The organism is Micromonospora rosaria, assembly GCF_001567585.1.
GTDB classification, from domain to species: domain Bacteria; phylum Actinomycetota; class Actinomycetes; order Mycobacteriales; family Micromonosporaceae; genus Micromonospora; species Micromonospora rosaria.
On sequence record NZ_LRQV01000061.1, the window covers coordinates 18,174 to 37,143 of the forward strand.

General features: G+C 72.8%; 18 protein-coding genes. 16 read left to right on the forward strand and 2 right to left on the reverse strand.

Features of this window, described 5'->3' with window-relative positions; translation table 11 throughout:
• Positions 1 to 34: 34 nt before the first annotated feature.
• The 8 genes from urtD (at position 35) to AWW66_RS17400 (ending at position 8,446) form a co-directional block, all read left to right on the forward strand.
• Positions 35 to 790, forward strand: a complete 756-nt coding sequence (urtD, locus tag AWW66_RS17365) for an urea ABC transporter ATP-binding protein UrtD (protein WP_067367234.1) — start codon at positions 35 to 37, stop codon at positions 788 to 790.
• Positions 790 to 1,482, forward strand: a complete 693-nt coding sequence (urtE, locus tag AWW66_RS17370; protein ID WP_067367237.1) for an urea ABC transporter ATP-binding subunit UrtE — start codon at positions 790 to 792, stop codon at positions 1,480 to 1,482. Before urtD ends, urtE begins: the two co-directional genes overlap by 1 nt.
• A 167-nt stretch (positions 1,483 to 1,649) precedes the next feature.
• The gene (locus tag AWW66_RS17375) at positions 1,650 to 2,714 is read left to right on the forward strand and encodes a LacI family DNA-binding transcriptional regulator (RefSeq protein WP_067367239.1); all 1,065 of its coding nucleotides are present in this window, start codon (positions 1,650 to 1,652) and stop codon (positions 2,712 to 2,714) included.
• 38 nt (positions 2,715 to 2,752) lie between these two features.
• Complete coding sequence (locus AWW66_RS17380) at positions 2,753 to 4,348, forward strand: FAD-dependent oxidoreductase (protein ID WP_067367241.1); 1,596 nt, start codon at positions 2,753 to 2,755, stop codon at positions 4,346 to 4,348.
• Positions 4,349 to 4,384: 36 nt separating this feature from the next.
• Entirely contained in the window at positions 4,385 to 5,665 is a 1,281-nt protein-coding gene (locus AWW66_RS17385; RefSeq protein ID WP_067367243.1) for an ABC transporter substrate-binding protein, read from the forward strand.
• A gap of 10 nt (positions 5,666 to 5,675) precedes the next feature.
• Positions 5,676 to 6,650, forward strand: coding sequence for a carbohydrate ABC transporter permease (locus AWW66_RS17390; protein ID WP_067367245.1), 975 nt, complete (start codon positions 5,676 to 5,678; stop codon positions 6,648 to 6,650).
• On the forward strand, positions 6,640 to 7,482 hold the full coding sequence (locus AWW66_RS17395; protein WP_067367248.1) for a carbohydrate ABC transporter permease: 843 nt from the start codon (positions 6,640 to 6,642) through the stop codon (positions 7,480 to 7,482). Before AWW66_RS17390 ends, AWW66_RS17395 begins: the two co-directional genes overlap by 11 nt.
• 100 nt (positions 7,483 to 7,582) lie before the next feature.
• On the forward strand, positions 7,583 to 8,446 hold the full coding sequence (locus tag AWW66_RS17400; RefSeq protein WP_067367284.1) for a S1 family peptidase: 864 nt from the start codon (positions 7,583 to 7,585) through the stop codon (positions 8,444 to 8,446).
• Positions 8,447 to 9,195: 749 nt separating this feature from the next.
• On the opposite strand, the gene AWW66_RS17405 is transcribed toward AWW66_RS17400, so the two are convergent.
• Complete coding sequence (locus AWW66_RS17405; protein ID WP_067367251.1) at positions 9,196 to 10,050, reverse strand: amidohydrolase family protein; 855 nt, start codon at positions 10,048 to 10,050, stop codon at positions 9,196 to 9,198.
• 113 nt (positions 10,051 to 10,163) lie between these two features.
• On the opposite strand from AWW66_RS17405, the gene AWW66_RS17410 reads away from it, so the two are divergent.
• The 6 genes from AWW66_RS17410 to AWW66_RS17435 all read left to right on the forward strand — a co-directional run bounded on the left by AWW66_RS17410 (position 10,164) and on the right by AWW66_RS17435 (position 15,955).
• Complete coding sequence (locus AWW66_RS17410) at positions 10,164 to 11,366, forward strand: M20 metallopeptidase family protein (RefSeq protein WP_169807128.1); 1,203 nt, start codon at positions 10,164 to 10,166, stop codon at positions 11,364 to 11,366.
• Positions 11,363 to 12,373, forward strand: a complete 1,011-nt coding sequence (locus AWW66_RS17415) for a Gfo/Idh/MocA family protein (protein WP_083978574.1) — start codon at positions 11,363 to 11,365, stop codon at positions 12,371 to 12,373. The genes AWW66_RS17410 and AWW66_RS17415 overlap by 4 nt, the downstream gene beginning before the upstream one ends.
• Positions 12,374 to 12,389: 16 nt before the next feature.
• Entirely contained in the window at positions 12,390 to 13,688 is a 1,299-nt protein-coding gene (locus AWW66_RS17420; RefSeq protein ID WP_245648351.1) for an ABC transporter substrate-binding protein, read from the forward strand.
• Between the two features lie 61 nt (positions 13,689 to 13,749).
• Positions 13,750 to 14,712: a carbohydrate ABC transporter permease gene (locus AWW66_RS17425; RefSeq protein WP_067367260.1), complete on the forward strand. Its 963-nt coding sequence runs from the start codon at positions 13,750 to 13,752 to the stop codon at positions 14,710 to 14,712.
• A complete protein-coding gene (locus tag AWW66_RS17430; RefSeq protein WP_067367263.1) occupies positions 14,709 to 15,545 on the forward strand; it encodes a carbohydrate ABC transporter permease in 837 nt (278 codons plus the stop codon). The genes AWW66_RS17425 and AWW66_RS17430 overlap by 4 nt, the downstream gene beginning before the upstream one ends.
• The gene (locus AWW66_RS17435) at positions 15,542 to 15,955 is read left to right on the forward strand and encodes an L-rhamnose mutarotase (RefSeq protein ID WP_067367266.1); all 414 of its coding nucleotides are present in this window, start codon (positions 15,542 to 15,544) and stop codon (positions 15,953 to 15,955) included. The genes AWW66_RS17430 and AWW66_RS17435 overlap by 4 nt, the downstream gene beginning before the upstream one ends.
• A 108-nt stretch (positions 15,956 to 16,063) precedes the next feature.
• On the opposite strand, the gene AWW66_RS17440 is transcribed toward AWW66_RS17435, so the two are convergent.
• On the reverse strand, positions 16,064 to 17,194 hold the full coding sequence (locus AWW66_RS17440; protein WP_067367269.1) for a mandelate racemase/muconate lactonizing enzyme family protein: 1,131 nt from the start codon (positions 17,192 to 17,194) through the stop codon (positions 16,064 to 16,066).
• 130 nt (positions 17,195 to 17,324) lie between these two features.
• On the opposite strand from AWW66_RS17440, the gene AWW66_RS17445 reads away from it, so the two are divergent.
• Both AWW66_RS17445 and AWW66_RS17450 read left to right on the forward strand, forming a co-directional pair.
• The gene (locus tag AWW66_RS17445; protein WP_067367290.1) at positions 17,325 to 18,260 is read left to right on the forward strand and encodes a thiamine pyrophosphate-dependent dehydrogenase E1 component subunit alpha; all 936 of its coding nucleotides are present in this window, start codon (positions 17,325 to 17,327) and stop codon (positions 18,258 to 18,260) included.
• The coding region (locus AWW66_RS17450; protein ID WP_067367272.1) for an alpha-ketoacid dehydrogenase subunit beta at positions 18,253 to 18,970 on the forward strand (718 nt) is incomplete at its 3' end. The genes AWW66_RS17445 and AWW66_RS17450, both read left to right, overlap by 8 nt.

The following is an 18,970-nucleotide window of genomic DNA, read 5'->3' on the forward strand; positions in this document are numbered from 1 at the left end:
CGCACGCCGACGCCGAGCGGAACGAGGTGCCGGCGTGACCGGGGAACGCCTCGACGGCCTGCGCATCCGGGACCTGCGGGTCACCTTCGACGGGTTCACCGCCGTCGACGGCGTCGACCTCGACGTGGCCCCCGGCGACATCCGGTTCCTCATCGGCCCCAACGGTGCGGGCAAGACCACCCTGGTCGACGCGGTCACCGGCCTGGTCCGGGCCACCGGGTCGGTCCGGTTCGGCGACACCGAACTGCTCGGCCGGGACGTGCACCGGATCGCCCGGCTCGGCGTCGGCCGGACCTTCCAGACCGCCGCCGTCTTCGAGGAGCTCTCCGTCCTGCAGAACCTCGACATCGCCGCCGGGGCCGGGCGGAGCTGGTGGAGCCTGGCCCGGCGGCGCCGGCGGATCCCCGACGAGGTGGCCGAGGCGTTGACCACGATCGGCCTGGCCGACCGGCCGGACCAGCTCGCCGGCACGCTCGCCCACGGGCAGAAGCAGTGGCTGGAGATCGGCATGCTGCTGGTCCAGAACGCCCGGCTGCTCCTGCTCGACGAGCCGGTGGCCGGGATGAGCCACGACGAGCGGGACGCCACCGGCGCCCTGCTGGAGACGGTCAGCCGGGACCGCACCGTCGTGGTGATCGAGCACGACATGGACTTCCTGCGCCGGTTCGCCCGGACGGTGACCGTGCTGCACGCCGGTCGGGTGCTCAGCGAGGGCAGCGTGGCGCAGGTCCAGGCCGACCCGCGCGTGCAGGAGGTCTACCTCGGCGTCGACAGCGGTACGGAGGCGTGATGTTGACACTGCGGGACGTGCACGCCGGGTACGGGCGCAGCCGGGTGCTGCACGGGGTGGACCTGACCGTCGAGGCCGACCAGGTGGCCGGTGTGCTGGGGCACAACGGGGCCGGCAAGAGCACCCTGCTGCGGGTGGCCGTCGGCCTGCTGCGCCCCCGCTCGGGGCGGGTGGAGCTGGACGGGGAGGACGTCACCCGACTGGCCCCGCACCAGCGGGTGGCCCGGGGAATGGCGTACGTGCCGCAGGGGCAGCAGTGTTTCCCGCACCTGACCGCGGCGGAGAACCTGCGCCTGGTCGCCGACGGCCGGCGGGACGGCGCGGCGGCGCTGGACGAGTCGCTGGACCTCTTCCCGGCGCTGCGCCCGCTGCTGCGCCGCCGGGCCGGGCTGCTCTCCGGCGGCCAGCGCCAGCAGCTCGCCCTGGCCCGGGCGCTGATCACCCGACCCCGGCTGCTGCTGCTCGACGAGCCGACCGAGGGCATCCAGCCCTCGGTGGTGGTGGAGATCCAGGACCGGATCGCCGACCTGGCCGTCCGGGCCGGGATCACCGTGCTCCTGGTCGAGCAGCACCTCGGCTTCGCCCTGCGGGTGGCCCACCACTACCACGTGCTGGAGTCGGGCCGGATCACCTCGCGGGGCGCGGGCGGGGTGACCGCCGAGGCGGAGGTCCGCCGGGCCCTGGCCGTCTGACGACCACCCACCCGCCGCTGCGCGCAGCGCCAGCTCAGAGCGGTCACAGCACCCCGTAATACGGATTACGGGGTGCTGTGACCCTTGACACCACTCCGACACGCCGGGCAGCATCCTCGCAACATGCAGGCAATACGCATTACTGCGAGGAAGGCGACGGATCCACTGTGTCCGCACCCCGTGGCCGGCTGACCCAGCGCGAGATCGCGCGGATGGCCGGCGTCAGCCAGACGACGGTCTCCCTCGTGCTCAACGACCGGACCGACGCCGCCTGGCGGATCGCCCCCGAGACCCGGGAACGGGTGCTGCGGGTCATCCGGGAGACCGGGTACGTCGCCGACCCCCTCGCGCGCCGGCTGCTCCAGCAGCACAACAAGATCCTCGGCGTCTTCACCTACGAGTCGGTGTTCCCGAGCACGACCGGGAACTTCTACCACCCGTTCCTGTCCGGCATCGAGGCCAGCGCCGAGCACATCGGCTGCGACCTGCTGCTGTTCACCAGCGCCCCGGTCGTCGGCGGCACCCGCCGGATCTTCCACGACAACAACCGGATCCGGCTGGCCGACGGGTGCGTCCTGCTCGGCCGGGAGATCCCCGGCGACGAACTGGCCCGGATGGTCGCCGGGGAGATGCCCTTCGTCTCCGTCGGCCGCCGCGACGACGCCTACCTCGACTCCGGCGCGGGCGGCCCGGTGCCGTACGTCGGGGCGGACTACGCCACCGCCACCGCCGACCTGGTCGACCGGGCCGCCGGCCTCGGCCACCGGACCGTCGCGTACGTCGGGGCCGGGGCCGGCGCCGAGTCCGCCGCCGACCGGCTGGCCGGCTTCACCGCCGCCGCCGAGCGGTCCGGGCTGCGGGCCCGGCACGAGCCGGTGGCCGGGCGGGCGCCGGCCGAGGTGCTCGACGCGCTGCGCGCCGCCGGGGTCACCGCCGCGTTCTTCGAGGAACTCGCCGACGCGGTGACGGTCAGCGAGGTGGCCCGGGGTCGCGGCCTGGTCATCGGCCGGGACCTGTCCCTGCTGGCGCTGGGCGACCCGACCCGGCAGACCTCCACCGACCTGGTGGTCACCAGCTTCCACATCCCGCGCGAGGAGATGGGCTGGCAGGCCATCGAACTCCTGGACGACATCCTGCACGGCCGGGCCACCGAGCCCCACCGGCTGCTGCCGTGCGAACTGGTCGAGGGCGGCACCCTCGGCTCCCCGCAACCGGCGACCGGCGGCATCTGACCCGCCGGTCGTGACCTGGAAGGACACACGTGGTACAGATGCGCGCGGACGTTCTCGTCGTCGGTGGCGGGCTCGGTGGGGTGGCGGCGGCGCTCGCCGCCGCCCGCAGCGGCCGGTCGGTCATCCTCACCGAGGAGTACGACTGGCTCGGCGGTCAGTTGACCAGCCAGGCGGTCCCACCGGACGAGCACTCCTGGATCGAGCAGTTCGGCGCGACCGCCAGCTACCGGGCGTTGCGTGAGGGCATCCGCGACTACTACCGGCGGCACTACCCGCTCACCGAGCGGGCCCGGGGCTGGCGGGACCTCAACCCGGGGGCCGGCTGGGTGAGCCGGCTCTGCCACGAGCCCCGGGTCGCGGTGGCCGTCCTGGAGCAGCTGCTCGCCCCGCACCGGGGCGCCGGCCGGCTCACCGTGCTCCAGCCGTACCGGCCGGTGGCGGCGCAGACCGACGGGGACCGGGTGGTCGGGGTGACCGTGGCCCACCGGGACGGTGACCAGCGGATCGACCTGCACGCCCCGTACGTGCTCGACGCCACCGAGACCGGTGAGCTGCTCCCGCTCACCGGCACCGAGTACGTCACCGGCTTCGAGTCCCGGGAGGAGACCGGCGAGCCGAGCGCCCCCGCCGAGGCGCAGCCGACGAACATGCAGGCCGTCTCGGTCTGCTTCGCCCTCGACCACGTCGACGGCGACCACACCATCGACCGGCCGGCGAGCTACGACTTCTGGCGCGACTACAAGCCCGGGTTCTGGGGTGACCGGCTGCTCTCCTGGCGCTCGCCGCACCCGCGCACCCTGGAGATCGTCGAGCGCAGCTTCACCCCGAACCCCGACGACGACCCCCTGGCGGTCAACGCCGACCAGCGGCTCAACCCCGGCGACGGGAACCTGTGGACGTTCCGTCGCATCGCCGCCCGGCGCACCTTCGTCGACGGCGCGTACGCCAGCGACATCACCCTGGTCAACTGGCCGATGATCGACTACTTCGAGAGCCCGGTCATCGACGTGCCGAACGCCGCCTGGCACCTGGCCCAGGCCCGGGAACTGTCCCGTTCGGTGCTGTACTGGATGCAGACCGAGGCGCCCCGTCCCGACGGCGGCACCGGCTTCCCCGGGCTGCGGCTGCGCGGCGACGTCACCGGTAGCGCCGACGGGCTGGCCCAGGCCCCCTACATCCGGGAGTCCCGCCGGATCCGGGCCGAGTACACGGTGGTCGAGCAGGACCTCTCCCTGGCGGTACGCGGCGAGCACGGGGCGGTGTCCTACCCCGACTCGATCGGGGTGGGCATGTACCGCATCGACCTGCACCCCTCCACCGGCGGGGACAACTACATCGACGTCGGCTCCTGCCCCTTCGAGATCCCGCTCGGGGCGCTGATCCCGACCCGGGTGGAGAACCTGCTGCCCGCCGGCAAGAACATCGGCACCACCCACGTCACCAACGGCAGCTACCGGCTGCACCCGGTGGAGTGGAACGTCGGCGAGGTCGCCGGCCTGCTCGCGGCCTACTGCCTGGAGCGGGGCGAGTCCCCCCGGGCCGTCCGCAACACCCCGGCCCTGCTCGCCGACTTCCAGGACCGCTGCGTCGCGGCCGGGGTGGAGCCCCGCTGGCCCCAGGTCGCCGGCTACTGACCGTCCCTGCCCCACCACCACCCCCGAGGAGACCCTGTGACGATCGGAAAGGGCCTGCGCGGCGTCGCGGTGGCACTGACCGGTGCCCTCGCGCTGACCGCCTGCGGCGGCGGTGACGACGCCGCCAGCGGCCCGGCCACCCTGCGGATGACCATCTGGAGCGCCAACGAGGCGCACCTGAAACTCTTCACCGAGATCGCCGACGAGTACACGAGGAACAACCCGGACGTCGCCTCGATCACCTTCGACCCGCTGCCGTTCGAGAACTACACCACCACCCTGACCACCCAGATCGCCGGCGGCAACGCCCCCGACCTGGCCTGGGTCTTCGAGAACTCGGCCCCCGACTTCGTCTCCTCCGGGGCGCTGCTGCCGCTGGACGACGCCCTGCGCACGACCGAGGGGTACGGCTACGACGACCTCTCGCCGGCCACGCTCAGGCTCTGGCAGCACGACGGCAAGCTCTACGGGTATCCCTTCTCCACCTCGCCGTTCGGGGTCTTCGTCAACACCGACCTGCTCACCCAGGCCAAGCAGCAGACCCCCGCCGAGCTGATCGCCGCCGGGCGGTGGACCTGGGAGAACGCCCTCGCCGCCGCCGGGGCCACGAAGCAGGCCACCGGCAAGGCCGGCCTGGTGATCCGGGACTTCGACTACAAGGGCTGGGACAACCTGTCCACCTTCTGGACCGGGTGGGGTGCCCGGGCGTGGAGCGAGGACGGGAGGACCTGCGGGTTCGCCGCCCCGGAGATGGTCGACGCGATGTCCACGCTGCACCGGGCGATCTTCACCCAGCAGGCGCTGCCCGGACCGGGCACCACCGCCGACTTCTTCGCCGGGGACGCCGCCATGACCGTCACCCAGATCTCCCGCGCCTCGCTGCTCAAGGAGGACGGCTTCGAGTGGGACCTGGTCCCGCTGCCGGCCGGTCCGAAGGGCACCTACTCGGTGATCGGCCAGGGCGGCATCGGGGTGCTCAAGCGCAGCCCGCACGCCGAGGCGGCGACCGACTTCCTGGCCTTCCTCACCAACCCCACCAACTCGGCGAAGCTCGCCCAGTTCTTCCCGCCGCCCCGGCAGTCGCTGCTCACCGCCGAGACGCTGGCCGCGACCAACCCCCAGCTCACCCCGGAGCAGCTCCAGACCGTGGTGATCGACGGGATCACGAACGGGGTGGTCAAGCCCAGCCACACCGGGCAGGCCGAGCTGAGCCAGCAGGTCCGGGCCGGCCTGGACCCGCTGTGGCGGCCGGAGGCGGACGTGCCCGGGGTGCTGGGGCAGCTCTGCGCCACGATCCAGCCCCTGCTGACGAAGTAGGACCACCACCATGTCCCAGACCGACACCGGGGTGGGCCGGGTCGACCACCGGCCCGCCCCGGGCCGGGCCCACCCCGGCCCTGCGGCGGCGGGCCCGCCGCCGTACTGGACCAGCCGCCGCCGGGACCAGCTCACCGGGTACCTGTTCATCGCCCCGCAGATGGTCGGCAGCGCCGTCTTCGTGATCCTGCCGCTGATCCTGGTCGTCTGGTACAGCCTGCACGAGTGGAACGTGCTCGCCGGCACCTTCGAGTTCGTCGGCACGGACAACTACGCGGCGCTGGCCGAGGACACCAGCCTGCCGTCGGTGCTCACCGCCACCGGCCTCTTCTCGGTCGGCCTGGTGGCGTTCAACCTCGGGCTGGCCCTGCTGCTGGCCGTCCTGCTCAACCAGCGGCTGCGCGGCACCACCCTGTTCCGTACCCTGTTCTTCTCCCCGGTGGTCGTCTCGCTGGTCGCCTGGACCATCGTCTGGGGCTTCCTGCTCCAGGACGACGGCGGGATCAACGGCCTGCTCGACACCGTCGGCGTGGCCGGGCCGAACTGGCTGCGCGGCGAGGGCACCGCGATGGTCTCGGTGATCGTCGTGCAGGTGTTCAAGAACGTCGGCCTCAACATGGTGCTCTTCCTGGCCGCCCTCCAGGGCGTACCGGCCGAGCTGTACGAGGCCGCCGAGGTGGACGGGGCCAGCCGCGCCCGCCAGTTCTGGCGGATCACCGTACCGCTGATCAGCCCGACCATCCTGCTCACCTCGATCATCACGGTGGTCGGCTCGTTGCAGGTGTTCGCGCAGATCGCCGTGCTCACCCAGGGCGGGCCGGGCACCTCCACCACCGTGCTCGTCTACTACCTGTACCAGCAGGCGTTCCAGTTCCACCACTTCGGCTACGGGGCCACCCTGTCGATCGTGCTCTTCGCGATCGTGCTCGGGCTGACCGTGCTGCAGTGGCAGATGCGCAAGAGGTGGGTCCACCATGAGTCGTGAGCTGTCCCCCCGGGCCAAGCTGCTGCTCTACGGCGCGCTGCTGGTCCTGGCCGTCCCGTTCGTCTTCCCGACCTGGTGGATGGTCACCTCGTCACTGAAGCCGGTGGCGGACATCTTCGCCTTCCCGCCGCAGCTGCTGCCGACCAACCCGAGGCTGGAGGCGTACCAGCGGGTGTTCGAGCTGCAACCGTTCGGCCGGCAGTACCTCAACAGCCTCTACATCGCGCTGGTGGTCACCGTCGGCACCCTCGCGGTGTCGGCGCTGGCCGGGTACGCCTTCGCCCGGATCCGGTTCCGGGGGCAGAACGTGCTGTTCCTGGTGGTGCTGGCCGGCCTGCTCGTCCCGAGCGAGGTGACCATCGTCCCGCTGTTCCAGATGTTCTTCGCCGCCGGGCTGATCGACACCCACTGGCCGCTGATCCTGGTGCCGATCCTCGGCGCACCCAGCGTGCTGGCCACCTTCATCATGCGGCAGTTCTTCATCGCGCTCCCCGGTGAGCTGGAGGAGGCGGCCCGGGTCGACGGGCTCGGCCGGTTCGCCACCTTCTGGAGGATCGCCCTGCCACTGGCCCGCCCGGCGCTCGGCGCGGTCGCCATCTTCACCTTCCTGCACAGCTGGAACCTCTACCTGGAGCCGATCGTGTTCCTCTCCACCCCGGAGAGGTTCACCCTGCCCCAGGCGCTGACCCAGTTCGTCGACGCGTACGGCGGACCGATGTGGAACGTGCAGCTCGCCGCCGCCTCGATGACCGCCCTGCCGGTGCTGGTCGTCTTCGTCATCGCGCAGAAGCAGTTCGTCGAGGGGCTGGCGCACACCGGCCTGAAGGGATGACCCGTCGGCCGCCCCGCGCGGCGACCGACGGTTGAATCCGGCGTCCCCGGGGTCGATGCTGTATCCACAGTCATCTACCGATGTCGATGTGGAGATCCGGATGCGTCGTCACCCGATCAGCACCCTCGCCCTGGCCGCCCTGCTCGCCATCCTCCCGGCGGGGATCGCCCAGGCCCGCCCGGCGGCCCCCGCCCCCGACCCCGCCGTGGCGGCCACCGCCCTGGCCGGGGTGACCACCCCCGGTACCGCCTGGGGGCTCGACCCGGCCACCGGCCGGATGACCCTCACCCTCGACGACACCGTCGGCGCGGCCGACCGGGCCGCCCTGCGGGCCACCGCCGACCGGGCCGGGGTGGTGGTGCGTCGGGAGCCGGGCCGGCTGCGCACCCTCATCGCCGGTGGGGAGGCCATCTACGGCGCCGGCGGCGGACGCTGCTCGCTCGGCGCCAACGTCCGCCGGGGCAGCACCTCCTACGTGGTCACCGCCGGGCACTGCACCGTCACCTCCGCCACCTGGTACGCCAACAGCGCCCAGACCAGCCCGCTGGGCCCCCGGGTGGGCAGCAGCTTCCCCGGCAACGACTACGGCCTGATCCAGCACACCGGCCCGCTGCCCCGACCCAGCGCGGTCTGGACCTACCCCGGCCTGCTGCCGATCACCAACGTCGGCAACGCGACCGTCGGGCAGGCGGTCTGCCGCAGCGGCGCCACCACCGGGGTGCGCTGCGGCACCGTGACCGCCCTCAACCAGACGGTCAACTACGCCCAGGGCTCGGTGTCCGGGCTGATCCGCACCAACATCTGCGCCGAGCCGGGCGACAGCGGCGGCCCGCTCTACGCCGCCTCCACCGGGACCATCCTCGGCATCCTCTCCGGCGGCAGCGGCAACTGCTCCTCCGGCGGCACCACCTACTACCAGCCGATCACCGAGATCCTCGCCGCCTACGGCCTCACCCTGCCCTGACCCGACCCGGACGGCCCCGCGGTGCCCCTGCCGCCGGGCCGTCCGGCCCGCCTCCGAACTCGCCCGACCGGCACGCCCGGTCCGTCCGGGGTCCGGTTGGTTCGCCGGGCGTCGGTTCTTGCGCCCTCGTCGGTACCCGGCCCTGGCCGGCTGCCTCGTAGCCTGGCCGGCCGGAGCATGCCTCTTGCCGCCCCTTTCGAGCTGCCCCGTTCATGGGACCGACCGCGACCGTCGGCGCGGCTGGGCGCAGGGACGCGGCGGGCGCGGGGCCTGGCGGGCGCGGGGCCTGGCTGGCGCGGGGCCTGGCTGGCGCGGGGCCTGGCTGGCACGTGGCCTGGCTGGCACGGGCCTGGCTGGCACGGGTCTGGCTGGCACGGGTCTGGCGGGCGCAGGCACCTGCTGTGCCAGAAGGCCCGGCTGGCCCGGGGCCCCGCGTGCCGACCGGTCGACGCGCCGGCGAGGCTGCCCCGTCCGTGGGGGCAGCTCGAAAGGGTATTCCTCCGCAGTCCGTTGGCCCGTCGCGGTCTGTCGATCGCGCCTCGCGCCCTGGCCATGGAGGTCACGTTGGGCGAGCCGATGCCGCCGCCGACGGGTGGTGGTTCCGCTCCGGTCGCTGCGGCGGCCCGCCGGGCCGCGCCGGTCGCGGTAGCCGAGGCGGGGGTGCCGGTCTTCGGCGGTAACCACCGCGCAGGTGACGGGCCGCAGCGGCGGTGACGGGCCTTGACGGCGGTGACGGGCAGGGCGCAGGGCTAGCGGGTGCCGGGGGCGGGGCGGGTCGGGACGGCGAGCGCGCGGTGGAGGTTCGCGCCGAGGACGTCGGCGCGTTCCGCCGGGGTGAGCTGCTCCAGGCCGACCGGGTCGAGGGTCTGGGCGAACGAGACGTGGTCGAGGCTGGGCGGGAAGTCGGACCCCCAGTACAGCCGCCGGGTGCCGAACCGGTCCAGGAGGACGTCGACGAAGGGTCGCGCCGCCGCGTGCGGCCAGGCGTGCGCGGGCTCGCTGACCGCGTACAGCCCGGAGACCTTCACCCCGACGTGGGGGAGTCGGGCCAGGTCGAGCAGCGGGGCGAGCGCCTCGGCGGCGGCCTGCGGGGCCGGGGGCGTGGGCCGGCTGCCGGGTAGCCCGAGGTGGCTGAACAGCACCGGGCACCCGTCCAGGGCGGCGAGCGCGGACCCCAGCCGGGCGGTCGCGGCGGGGGTGGCGTTGAGGCTGAGCACCGCGCCGGCCCGGGTGAGCGCCGGGGCGGCCCCGGTCAGCCAGGCCGCGAACCGGTCGGCCTGGTCCGCCTCCGCCAGGTACCCGGTGACGCCCACGAAGCCCGCCGCCCACCACCGGTCCAGGTCCGCGTCGTGCGCGGGTCCGCCGGGCGGGACGTAGGCGACCGGCGCGATCCAGTCGTGCGTGGCGGCGAGCCCGGCCAGGTACGCGTTGTTGCCGGCGAAGCGCGGCTGCCCCTCGTACCCGACGACCAGCGCCCGGCTGATGCCGTGCTCGCGCCGGATGTCCTGGTACGTGGTGAGTTCGTCGCCGCCGGCGGGGGAGCGGCCGTACCGGCCCGGGTAGCCGTCGGCGAAGAGGTGCAGGTGGGCGTCAGCGCGGTCCATGGTCACGGACCATAACCCAAATTCTGCCTGGTTATTGACGTGGGGACCCCCCTGACTTAGGTTCTTGTCTCAATTAGGTCCGGATTGCAGGACGTGAGCGAGGGGTGGACCAGGTGACGCTGGCGCACGACGAGGTTGATGAGCTGGTACGGCTGCGGCGTCAGCTTCATCAACACCCCGAGCTGCGGTTTACGGAACACGAGACGGCCGCGACCCTGGCGGCGATGCTCCAGCCGCTCGGTCGGGTCCGGACCGGCATCGCCGGCACCGGCCTGCTCGTCGAGCTTGACGGAGCCGCCCCGGGCCCGACGGTCCTTCTTCGGGCCGATATGGATGCCTATCCCGTTCAGGACGCCAAGTCCGAGCCGTACGCCTCCGGCAACGCCGGGGTCTGTCACGCCTGCGGACACGACGTGCACATGACCGTCGCCTACGGGGTGGCCGCCCGGCTCGCCGCCGCGCCCCCGGCCCGGGGCTCGGTGACGGTGCTGTTCCAGCCGGCCGAGGAGATCCCGTTCGGGGCCGCCTCGGGAGCCGCCGCCGCGCTCGCCGACGAGGCGCTGTGCGGGCGGCGCTTCGACGCCGTCCTCGGCCTGCACTGCTGGCCCGACCTGCCGGTCGGCACGCTCGGGGTGGACCGGGCCACCGCGATGGCGGCCAAGGACGCGTTCCGGATCGAGGTGCTCGGCCGGGCCGCGCACGCCGCCACCCCGGCGCTGGGCCGCGACGCCATCCTGGGGCTCAGCGGCATGGTCAACCTGCTGCACGCCGCCGTGGCCCGGTCCCGCAACGCCGACGAGCTGGTGGCGTTCAACATCGGCACCATCGCCGGGGGCGCCAGCCAGAGCCAGGTCGCCGGGTACGCCGAGGCGACCGGCACGCTGCGCACCCACGACGAGGGCACCCGCGAGCGGCTCAAGACGGTCATCGAACGGGTCGCCCGCCAGCAGGCCGCCGCGCTCGACCTGGGCATCCGCTTCACCTGGGCCAACGAGATGCCCCCGGTCCGCAACGCGGCCGAGCTGGTCGCCCTGGCCCACGCCGAGCTGCCCGGCCTGGTCGACGTGGTCGACCTGGCGGTGCCGCCGCTGACCACGGACGACTTCGCCCTGCTCGGCGCGCTCGGCCCGAGCCTGTACGTCAAGCTCGGGGTCACCGGCGACCGGGGCGGCGCGCCGCTGCACTCCGGCGCGTTCGACGTCGACGAGCGCTGCCTCGACGCCGGGGTGACCGCCCTGGACCGGCTCACCCGGGCCGTCCTCGACGGCCGGCTCGCCGCCGGCCCGGAGAGCACCGTCGCGGCGGTGTCGGCATGAGCGGAGCACGGGTACCCGCCGTCGCCGTGGTGGGCGCGGGCGCGTTCGGCCTGCGGCACGTCGCCGCGTACCGGTCGCTCGGGGTGCCGGTGACCGCGCTGGTCGACCCGGACCCGGCCACCCGGGCGCGGGTCGCCGCCGAGCACGACGTACCCCGCACCTTCGCCACCGTCGAGGAGCTGCTCGCCACCGACGCGCCGGCGGCGGCGTCGGTCTGCGTACCCGGTCCCGCCCACCGGGCGGTCACCGTCGCGCTGCTCGCCGCCGGCGTACCGGTGCTGGTCGAGAAGCCCCTCGCCGCGACGGTCGGCGACGCCGCCGCGATCGTCGCCGCCGCGCGGACCCACGGGGTGCTCTGCCAGCCGGGGCACATCCTGCGCCACAGCGCCCCGCACCGGGCGCTGTACGACGCGGTCCGCGCCGGCCGGCTCGGTCAGGTGCTGGCCGTCTCGTCGCGCCGGGACCGGCCGCGCACGCTCAGCCGGCTCTTCCCGCACGAGCACCCCGCCCTGCTCACCGCCGTGCACGACATCGACCTGGCGCTCTGGTACGCCCAGGCGCCGGTGGTCGAGGTGCGCGCGGCGGCCCGGACCCGACCCGGATCGGCGTCGCCGGTTCTGGTGTGGGCGGAGCTTCGGCACGCCAACGACGTCGTGTCGTCGATCCGCAACAGCTACCTCCTGCCCGAACACACCCCCAACCACACCTCGGACCTGGTCGAGGTGTACGGCACCGACGGGGTCGCGCACGTCGACCTCGGCCACCCCACCCTGCTCGTCCAGGCCGAGCGGACCGAGGCGCCGGACTGGCTGCTGTCACCGGTCGACGGCGGCGGCGCGCTCGCCGCCGAACTGCGCCACTTCATCGGTCGGGTGACCGGCACCGAACCGTCGGCGGTCGTCCCGCTCGCCGACGGGTTGCACGTGGTGCAGGTCGCCGCAGCCGTGGCCGACAGCGCCGCCGCCGGCGGCGCTCCCCGTCGGATCTCCCCCGATCCCCTCTCCTGAACAGGAGCTTCCGCCGATGTTTCGACGTAGATTGGCCGGCGTGCTCGCCGCCGGCGTGGCCGCCGCCACGGTGCTGGCCGGGTGCGGCGGTGACGGTGCCGGTTCGGACGGCCCGGTCACCCTCAAGGTGCTCACCTGGGAGCCGGGTGGCACCGAGTACTGGCAGGCGGTGAAGACCACCTTCGAGGCCAGCCACCCGGACATCAAGCTGGACATGCAGGCGGTCCCCTTCGACAAGTACCCCGAGGTGCAGGGGCCGTACATCACCTCGCAGTCCGGGCCGGACGTGATGGCCAACAACGCGGGGCTGGAGCTGTTCGACCGGCGGGGCGCGTACGTGCCGCTGGGCGAGAAGGCCGCCGAGATCAACAAGGACCTGGTCACCTACAGCGGGGCGTGCGAGGGCTTCGACACGAGCAAGGAGTGCTACGGCGTCCCCTTCTCGTATCAGGGCAACGTCCTCTACTACAACAAGGACGTGCTGACCGCCGCCGGGCTCGACCCGGAGAAGCCGCCGGCCACCTGGGACGAGTTCGGGGCGGCCTGCGACGCGGTGACCAAGTCCGGCAAGACCTGCCTGGCGCTGGGCCTGTCCGGCACCTTCCCGGCGTACTGGGACTTCCCGGAGATCGCCCGTAACTACCTGACCGAGGACGACATCCGGGGGCTGCTCGCCGGCACCCTGTCCTGGACGGACCCGAAGCTGGTCCAGACGCTGGAGAAGCTGGCCGAGATCACCACCAAGGGCTGGACCAACAAGAACGCGCCGTCGATCACCATGCTGCCCGACGGCGCGGACATCTTCCAGCGCGGTGATGCCGCCTTCGCCGGCACCATCATCTCCGACGCGGTGAACTGGGACGCGTTCGGCAAGGCGCTCGGCGACGACAAGCTCGGCGTCACCCGGTGGCCGGCGATCAACCCGTCCGCCCCGCTGGCGCAGAAGTTCTCCGGCATCGAGGGCGCCGTCTACGGCGTGACCAAGTGGAGCGAGAAGAAGGAGGCCGGGCTGGAGTTCATCACCTGGCTGGCCGGCAAGGAGAACGGCGAGCTGTGGGTGAAGCACGCCAAGGGGCAGCCGCTGAACACGACCGTGGACCCGTCGCTGCTGCCGTCGTCGCCGGCCTTCAAGAAGATCCAGGAACTGGTCGCCGACCCCACCCTGCACGCCGGCGTGATGCTCTCCGGGCCGGAGGCCGACGCGCTGGCCCGTGGCTGGCAGCAGGTCACCCTCGGCCAGCTCACCGTCGACAAGTGGGCCGAGCAGATGCAGCAGGCGCTGGAGCGCAGCCCCACCAAGCAGCAGGGCCGCTAGTCGCACCGGGTGGGGTGGCGCCGTGCCGCCCCACCCGGCCAGTCCGGGGGAGGACAACCCGATGAGCATCTCCACCGCGCCGGCCAAGGGGCCGGCCGTCGCGACACCCCCATCCCCGCCGGGCCGCCGCGCCCGACGGCGGCCCGGGCACGCCCGGGAGTGGTGGTTCGGCGCCCTGCTGGTCCTGCCGGCGGTGGCCCTGGCGGTCACCTTCAAGGTGGTACCGCTGGTCCGGGGCGTCATCACGAGCTTCGAATCCTCCAGCGGGTTCGGCGACAGCTCCTTCGCCGGGCTGGACAACTACACCCGGATGTTCGACGACCCGGTGGTCCTGGCCAGCTTCCGCAACGCCCTGCTGGTGGTCGCCACACTGCCGGTCTGGGTCGTGTTCCCGCTGGTCCTGGCGGTGCTGATCCACCAGCGGGCACCGGGCTGGAAGTTCTTCCGGGCCGTCTACTTCATCCCGTACACCATCGCGCCGATCGTGGTCGGCATCATGTTCCGGCAGATCCTCGCCCCGGACGGGCCGATCAACGCCGGACTGCGCGCGATCGGACTGGAGCCGTTGGCCATCGAGTGGCTCAACGGACAGAACAGCGCGCTCTTCTCGCTGGTCGCGGTCGCCCTGTGGAGCTTCTTCGGCCTGGGCGTGATGACCTACCTGGCCGGGCTGGCCACCATCCCCGACGAGGTGATGGAGGCCGCGTACCTGGACGGGGCCGGCTTCTGGCGGCGACTGTTCTCGGTGGTGGTGCCGATGCTGCGCCCCACCGTGGCGTACTGGAGCGTGCTCTGCGCCTCCGGTGTGCTGATCTGGCTCTTCCCGCTGATCTACGCGCTGACCCAGGGCGGCCCGGGCAACGCCACCATGCTCCCCGAGTACCTGGTCTTCCTCACCACCTTCCAGTTCCTCGACCGGGGCTACGGCTCGGCCATCGGTATCGCCCTGTTCGTCTTCGTCGCCGTGTTGTCGATCTTCAGCGTGCGGCACATGTTCACAGAGGGGACCCGTAAGCCGCGATGAACCGGCGACACTCCGCCCAGATCGGGCGCTACCTGTTGATCTTCGCTCTGGCGGTGGTCGCGGTGGCGGCGCTGTACCCGCTGCTGTTCACCGTGGTCAGCTCGCTGAAGACGCAGACCGGGTTCGCCCGGGACCCGCTGGGCCTGCCCACCAGTGGCATCACCTTCGACAACTACGTCGAGGCGTTCAAGCGGATGGACATGCCCCGGCTGCTGCTCAACTCGATCATCACCACGGTCGCCGGGCTGGTGCTGTCGGTGGTGGCCGCGATGCTGGTCGCGTACACCGTGACCAAGCTGCGGTTCCGCGGCGGCAAGCTGGTCTTCCTGCTGATCATCGTCACCCTGACCATCCCCAGCCAGGCGATCATCTACCCGCTGTACCAGACCGTGCTGGACCTGGGCATGTCCGGGGAGTACCAGGGGCTGATCCTGGCGTACGCCGCGTTCGGGCTGCCGCTGGGCACGTACCAGCTCGCCGGGTACTTCCAGCAGGTGCCCGACGAACTGATCGAGGCGGCCCGGGTCGACGGGGCCGGACACTTCACCATCCTGTTCCGGCTGCTCGCCCCGATCGCCACCCCGGCACTGGCGGCGCTGGCCATCTTCAACTTCGTCTGGATGTGGAACGACCTGCTGCTCCCGCTGGTCATCATGGGCGGCTCGGACTCCAAGACGCTGATGGTCGGGGTCTCCATGCTCAGCGGACAGTACGACGTGTCGGTGCCGCTGGTCAGCGCCGGCCTGATCGTCGCCCTGCTCCCGGTGCTCATCATCTACCTGGTGTTCCAGCGGCAACTCGTCTCCGGCGCGCTGGCCGGCTCCGGCAAGTGAACGGCGGCTCCCGGCTGCCCGCCCCCGACCCCGGCACCGGGTCGGGGGCGGGCCGCGTCACCCCGCCGACCGGGCCGGGGGAGCAGGTCTGTCACCTGTACCGGCTGCGCCCCGGGGCGGAGGCCGAGTACGAACGCCGGCACGCCGACCTCTGGCCGGAGATGGCCGCCCTGCTCGACACGGCGGGCGTGTACGACTACCACATCTACCGGCACGGCCTGCTGCTGATCTGCGTGCTGCGGACCCGGTGGGGCTTCAACCACGCCCGCCGGGTCACCGGCGCGTCCGAGGTGCAGGCCCGCTGGACGGCGTCGCTGGCGCACCTGTTCGCCGAGATCGCCGACGCCGACGGGGAGCCACTGTGGGGGTACCCGGTCTTCCACCACCCCGGCCGCCCGCCGGCCCCCTGATCCGGCCCGGTACGCCCCCGGGGCCCGACGGAAAGTCCGCCGGGCCCCGGGGTGCCGGTGTGAAGAAGGGGCCCCTGCTCTACCGGAAGCGTTAACAGGGGCCCTTCCTTACACGGCGTAGGCGACGGAGCCGTCGGCGCGGTACGGGATGCGGGTGAGCGGGCGGCCGGTCAGGTCGAGCGGGGTCTCGTCGGTGAGGTCGAGGGTGACGCCGAGTCCCGGCTCGGTGGGGACCGGCAGGTAGCCACCCTCGCGGCGGACGCAGGCGCGGGCCGGGCCGTCGGCGAGGGCGTCGTCGAGGGGGGAGTACTCCTGGGTCACGAAGTTCGGGATCGCGGTGTCCAGGTGCACCGAGGCCATGGTGAGCAGCGGGCCGAGGCAGTTGTGGCTGACTACGGCGGCGTGGTACGACTCGGCCAGCGCGGCGATCTTGCGGGCGTGGCTGATCCCGCCGGCCAGGCCGAGGTCGGGGCGCACGTACTGGGCGCCGCCCTGGGCCAGCAGCTCCTTGAACTCCCAGATGGTGTGCAGCCGTTCGCCGTTGGCCATCGGCACTCCCAGCGCCCGGCGGGTGACGGCGGCCTGGCTGCTCACGCTGTCGATCTGGATCGGGTCCTCCACCAGCAGCGGCAGCAGCCGGCCGACCGCCGGCACGACCGCCTCGGCCTGCAACGGGGTGAGCTTGCGGTGCAGCTCGATGAGCAGGTCGACGTCCGGGCCGACGGCGTCGCGCACGGCGGCGGTGGTGGCCTCGGTCTCGGTGACCAGCCGGGCCAGCGACAGGTCGCCGTAGTTCGCCGGCAGCGGGTCGAACTTCACCGCGGTGAACCCGTCGGCGACCGCCGCGGCGGCCTGCGCGGCCAGGGCCTCGGCGCCGGTGCCGGGCAGCAGCAGGTGCAGCCGGATCCGGTCGCGGACCCGGCCGCCGAGCAGTTGCCAGACCGGCACCTCCAGGCGCTTGCCGAGCAGGTCCCACAGGGCCAGGTCGATCGCGGAGACGGCGGCGGTGAGCACCGAGCCCCGGAACGGGCCCATCCGGTACAGGTGGTGCCAGTGGTGCTCGATCCGGTCCGGGTCGGCGCCGAGCAGGTACGGGCGGAAGGTCTCCACCACCGCGTGCACCGCGCCCGGGTAGCCCCAGCAGGCGGACTGGCCGACCCCGACCAGCCCGGCCGAGGTGTGGACCTGGACGAAGTGCGCGTCGCCCCGCACCACCGACTCGACGGCGGTGATCTCCATGCTGCCCCCAAATTAGAGACCAATAACGGCCACAAACTTGCCTCTGCACTCTTCCATAGCATGATGTCCCTGGTCTAGGCTCCAATCCGAACGAGCCGGAATAGGGCTCTAAATCTTCACTGGGGGTGTGATGGGTCTGCCGGACGACTACCGGGCGATGGCCCGGATCCGCCGGTTCGAGGAGCGGCTGGCCGCCCTCAAGGACGACGGCGAGATCCCGGGCTCGATCCACCTGTGCAACGGTCAGGAGGCGATCCCGGTCGGTGCCGCCCGCGCGCTGCGCGACGGCGACCACGTCACCGCGACCTACCGCGGCCACGGCTGGGCGCTGGCCCGGGGCGTGGACATGGCCGGACTGTTCGCCGAGATGATGGGGCGCGACTCGGCCGTCAACGGCGGCCGGGCCGCCTCGCCGTACCTGTCCGACCCGGGCCGCTGGTTTGTCGGGGAGAACTCGATCGTCGGCGCCGGGGTGCCGATCGCCACCGGGGCGGCGCTCACCGCCCAGCGCACCGGCAGCGGCGCGGTCTCCGTGGTCAGCATCGGTGACGGCGCGATGAACCAGGGCAACGTGCACGAGGCGATCAACCTCGCCGCCGTGCTCGACCTGCCGCTGGTCCTGGTCGTGGAGAACAACGTCTACTCGGAGATGTCCCGGATCGAGGACATGGTCCGCGTCCGGCAGCTCGCCGAGCGGGCCGCCGGGTACGGCGTCCCCGGCCGGGTGGTCGACGGCAACGACCCCGACGCGGTCGCCGAGGCGCTCACCGAGGCGGTCACCCGGGCCCGGGAGGGCTCCGGCCCGTCCATCGTGGAGGCGATGACCGAGCGCCTGGTCGGCCACTACAGCGGGGACGTGCAGCACTACCGGCCGGCCGGTGAGATCGCCGCCGCCCGCGAGCGGGAGCCGCTGGCCCGTATCCGTCAGGCCGCCGACGCCGAGCTGACCGCCCGGCTCGACGCCATCGACGCCGAGGTGGCCGCCGAGGTGGAGGCCGCCGTCACCGCCGCCCGCGAGGTGCCGTACCCGGACCCGGCGACCGCCAAGGAGCACGTCTATGTCTGAGTCGCTGCGCTACATCCAGGCCGTCAACGCGGCGCTGACCTGGGCGCTGGACAGCCGGAGCGACACCGTCTACTTCGGTGAGGACGTGGCCCTGCCCGGCGGGCCGTTCGGCGCCACGAAGGGGCTGCACAAGCGGTTCGGCTCGGACCGCATCTTCGACACCCCGATCTCCGAGACCGGCTTCCTCGGCATGGCGCTCGGCGCGGCGATGACCGGCCTGCGCCCGCTCGCCGAGATCATGTACGCCGACTTCACCTTCGTGGCGATGGACCAGCTCGTCAACCAGATCGCCACCATCCACTACTCCAGCGCCGGCCGGTGGAAGGCCCCGCTGGTGATCCGGATGCAGCAGGGGTACTCGCCGGGCGCCTGCGCCCAGCACTCCCACTCGATCGAGGCGTACCTCGCGCACACCCCGGGGCTGCGGGTGGCGTTGCCGGCCACCCCGGACGACGCGTACCAGATGCTGCGCACCGCCGTGACCAGCGACGACCCGGTGGTGGTCGCGGAGGCCCGGATGCTCTACCCGACCCGTGGCCCGGTGCGTACCGACGCGGAGGTGGAGCCCGTCGGCGGGGCCCGGGTGGTCCGCGAGGGCACCGACGCGACCGTGGTGGCCTGGTCCCGGATGGTCCCGGCGGCCCTGGCCGCCGCCGACCAGCTCGCCGCCGAGGGCATCGAGACCGAGGTGGTCGACCTGCGCTGGCTCA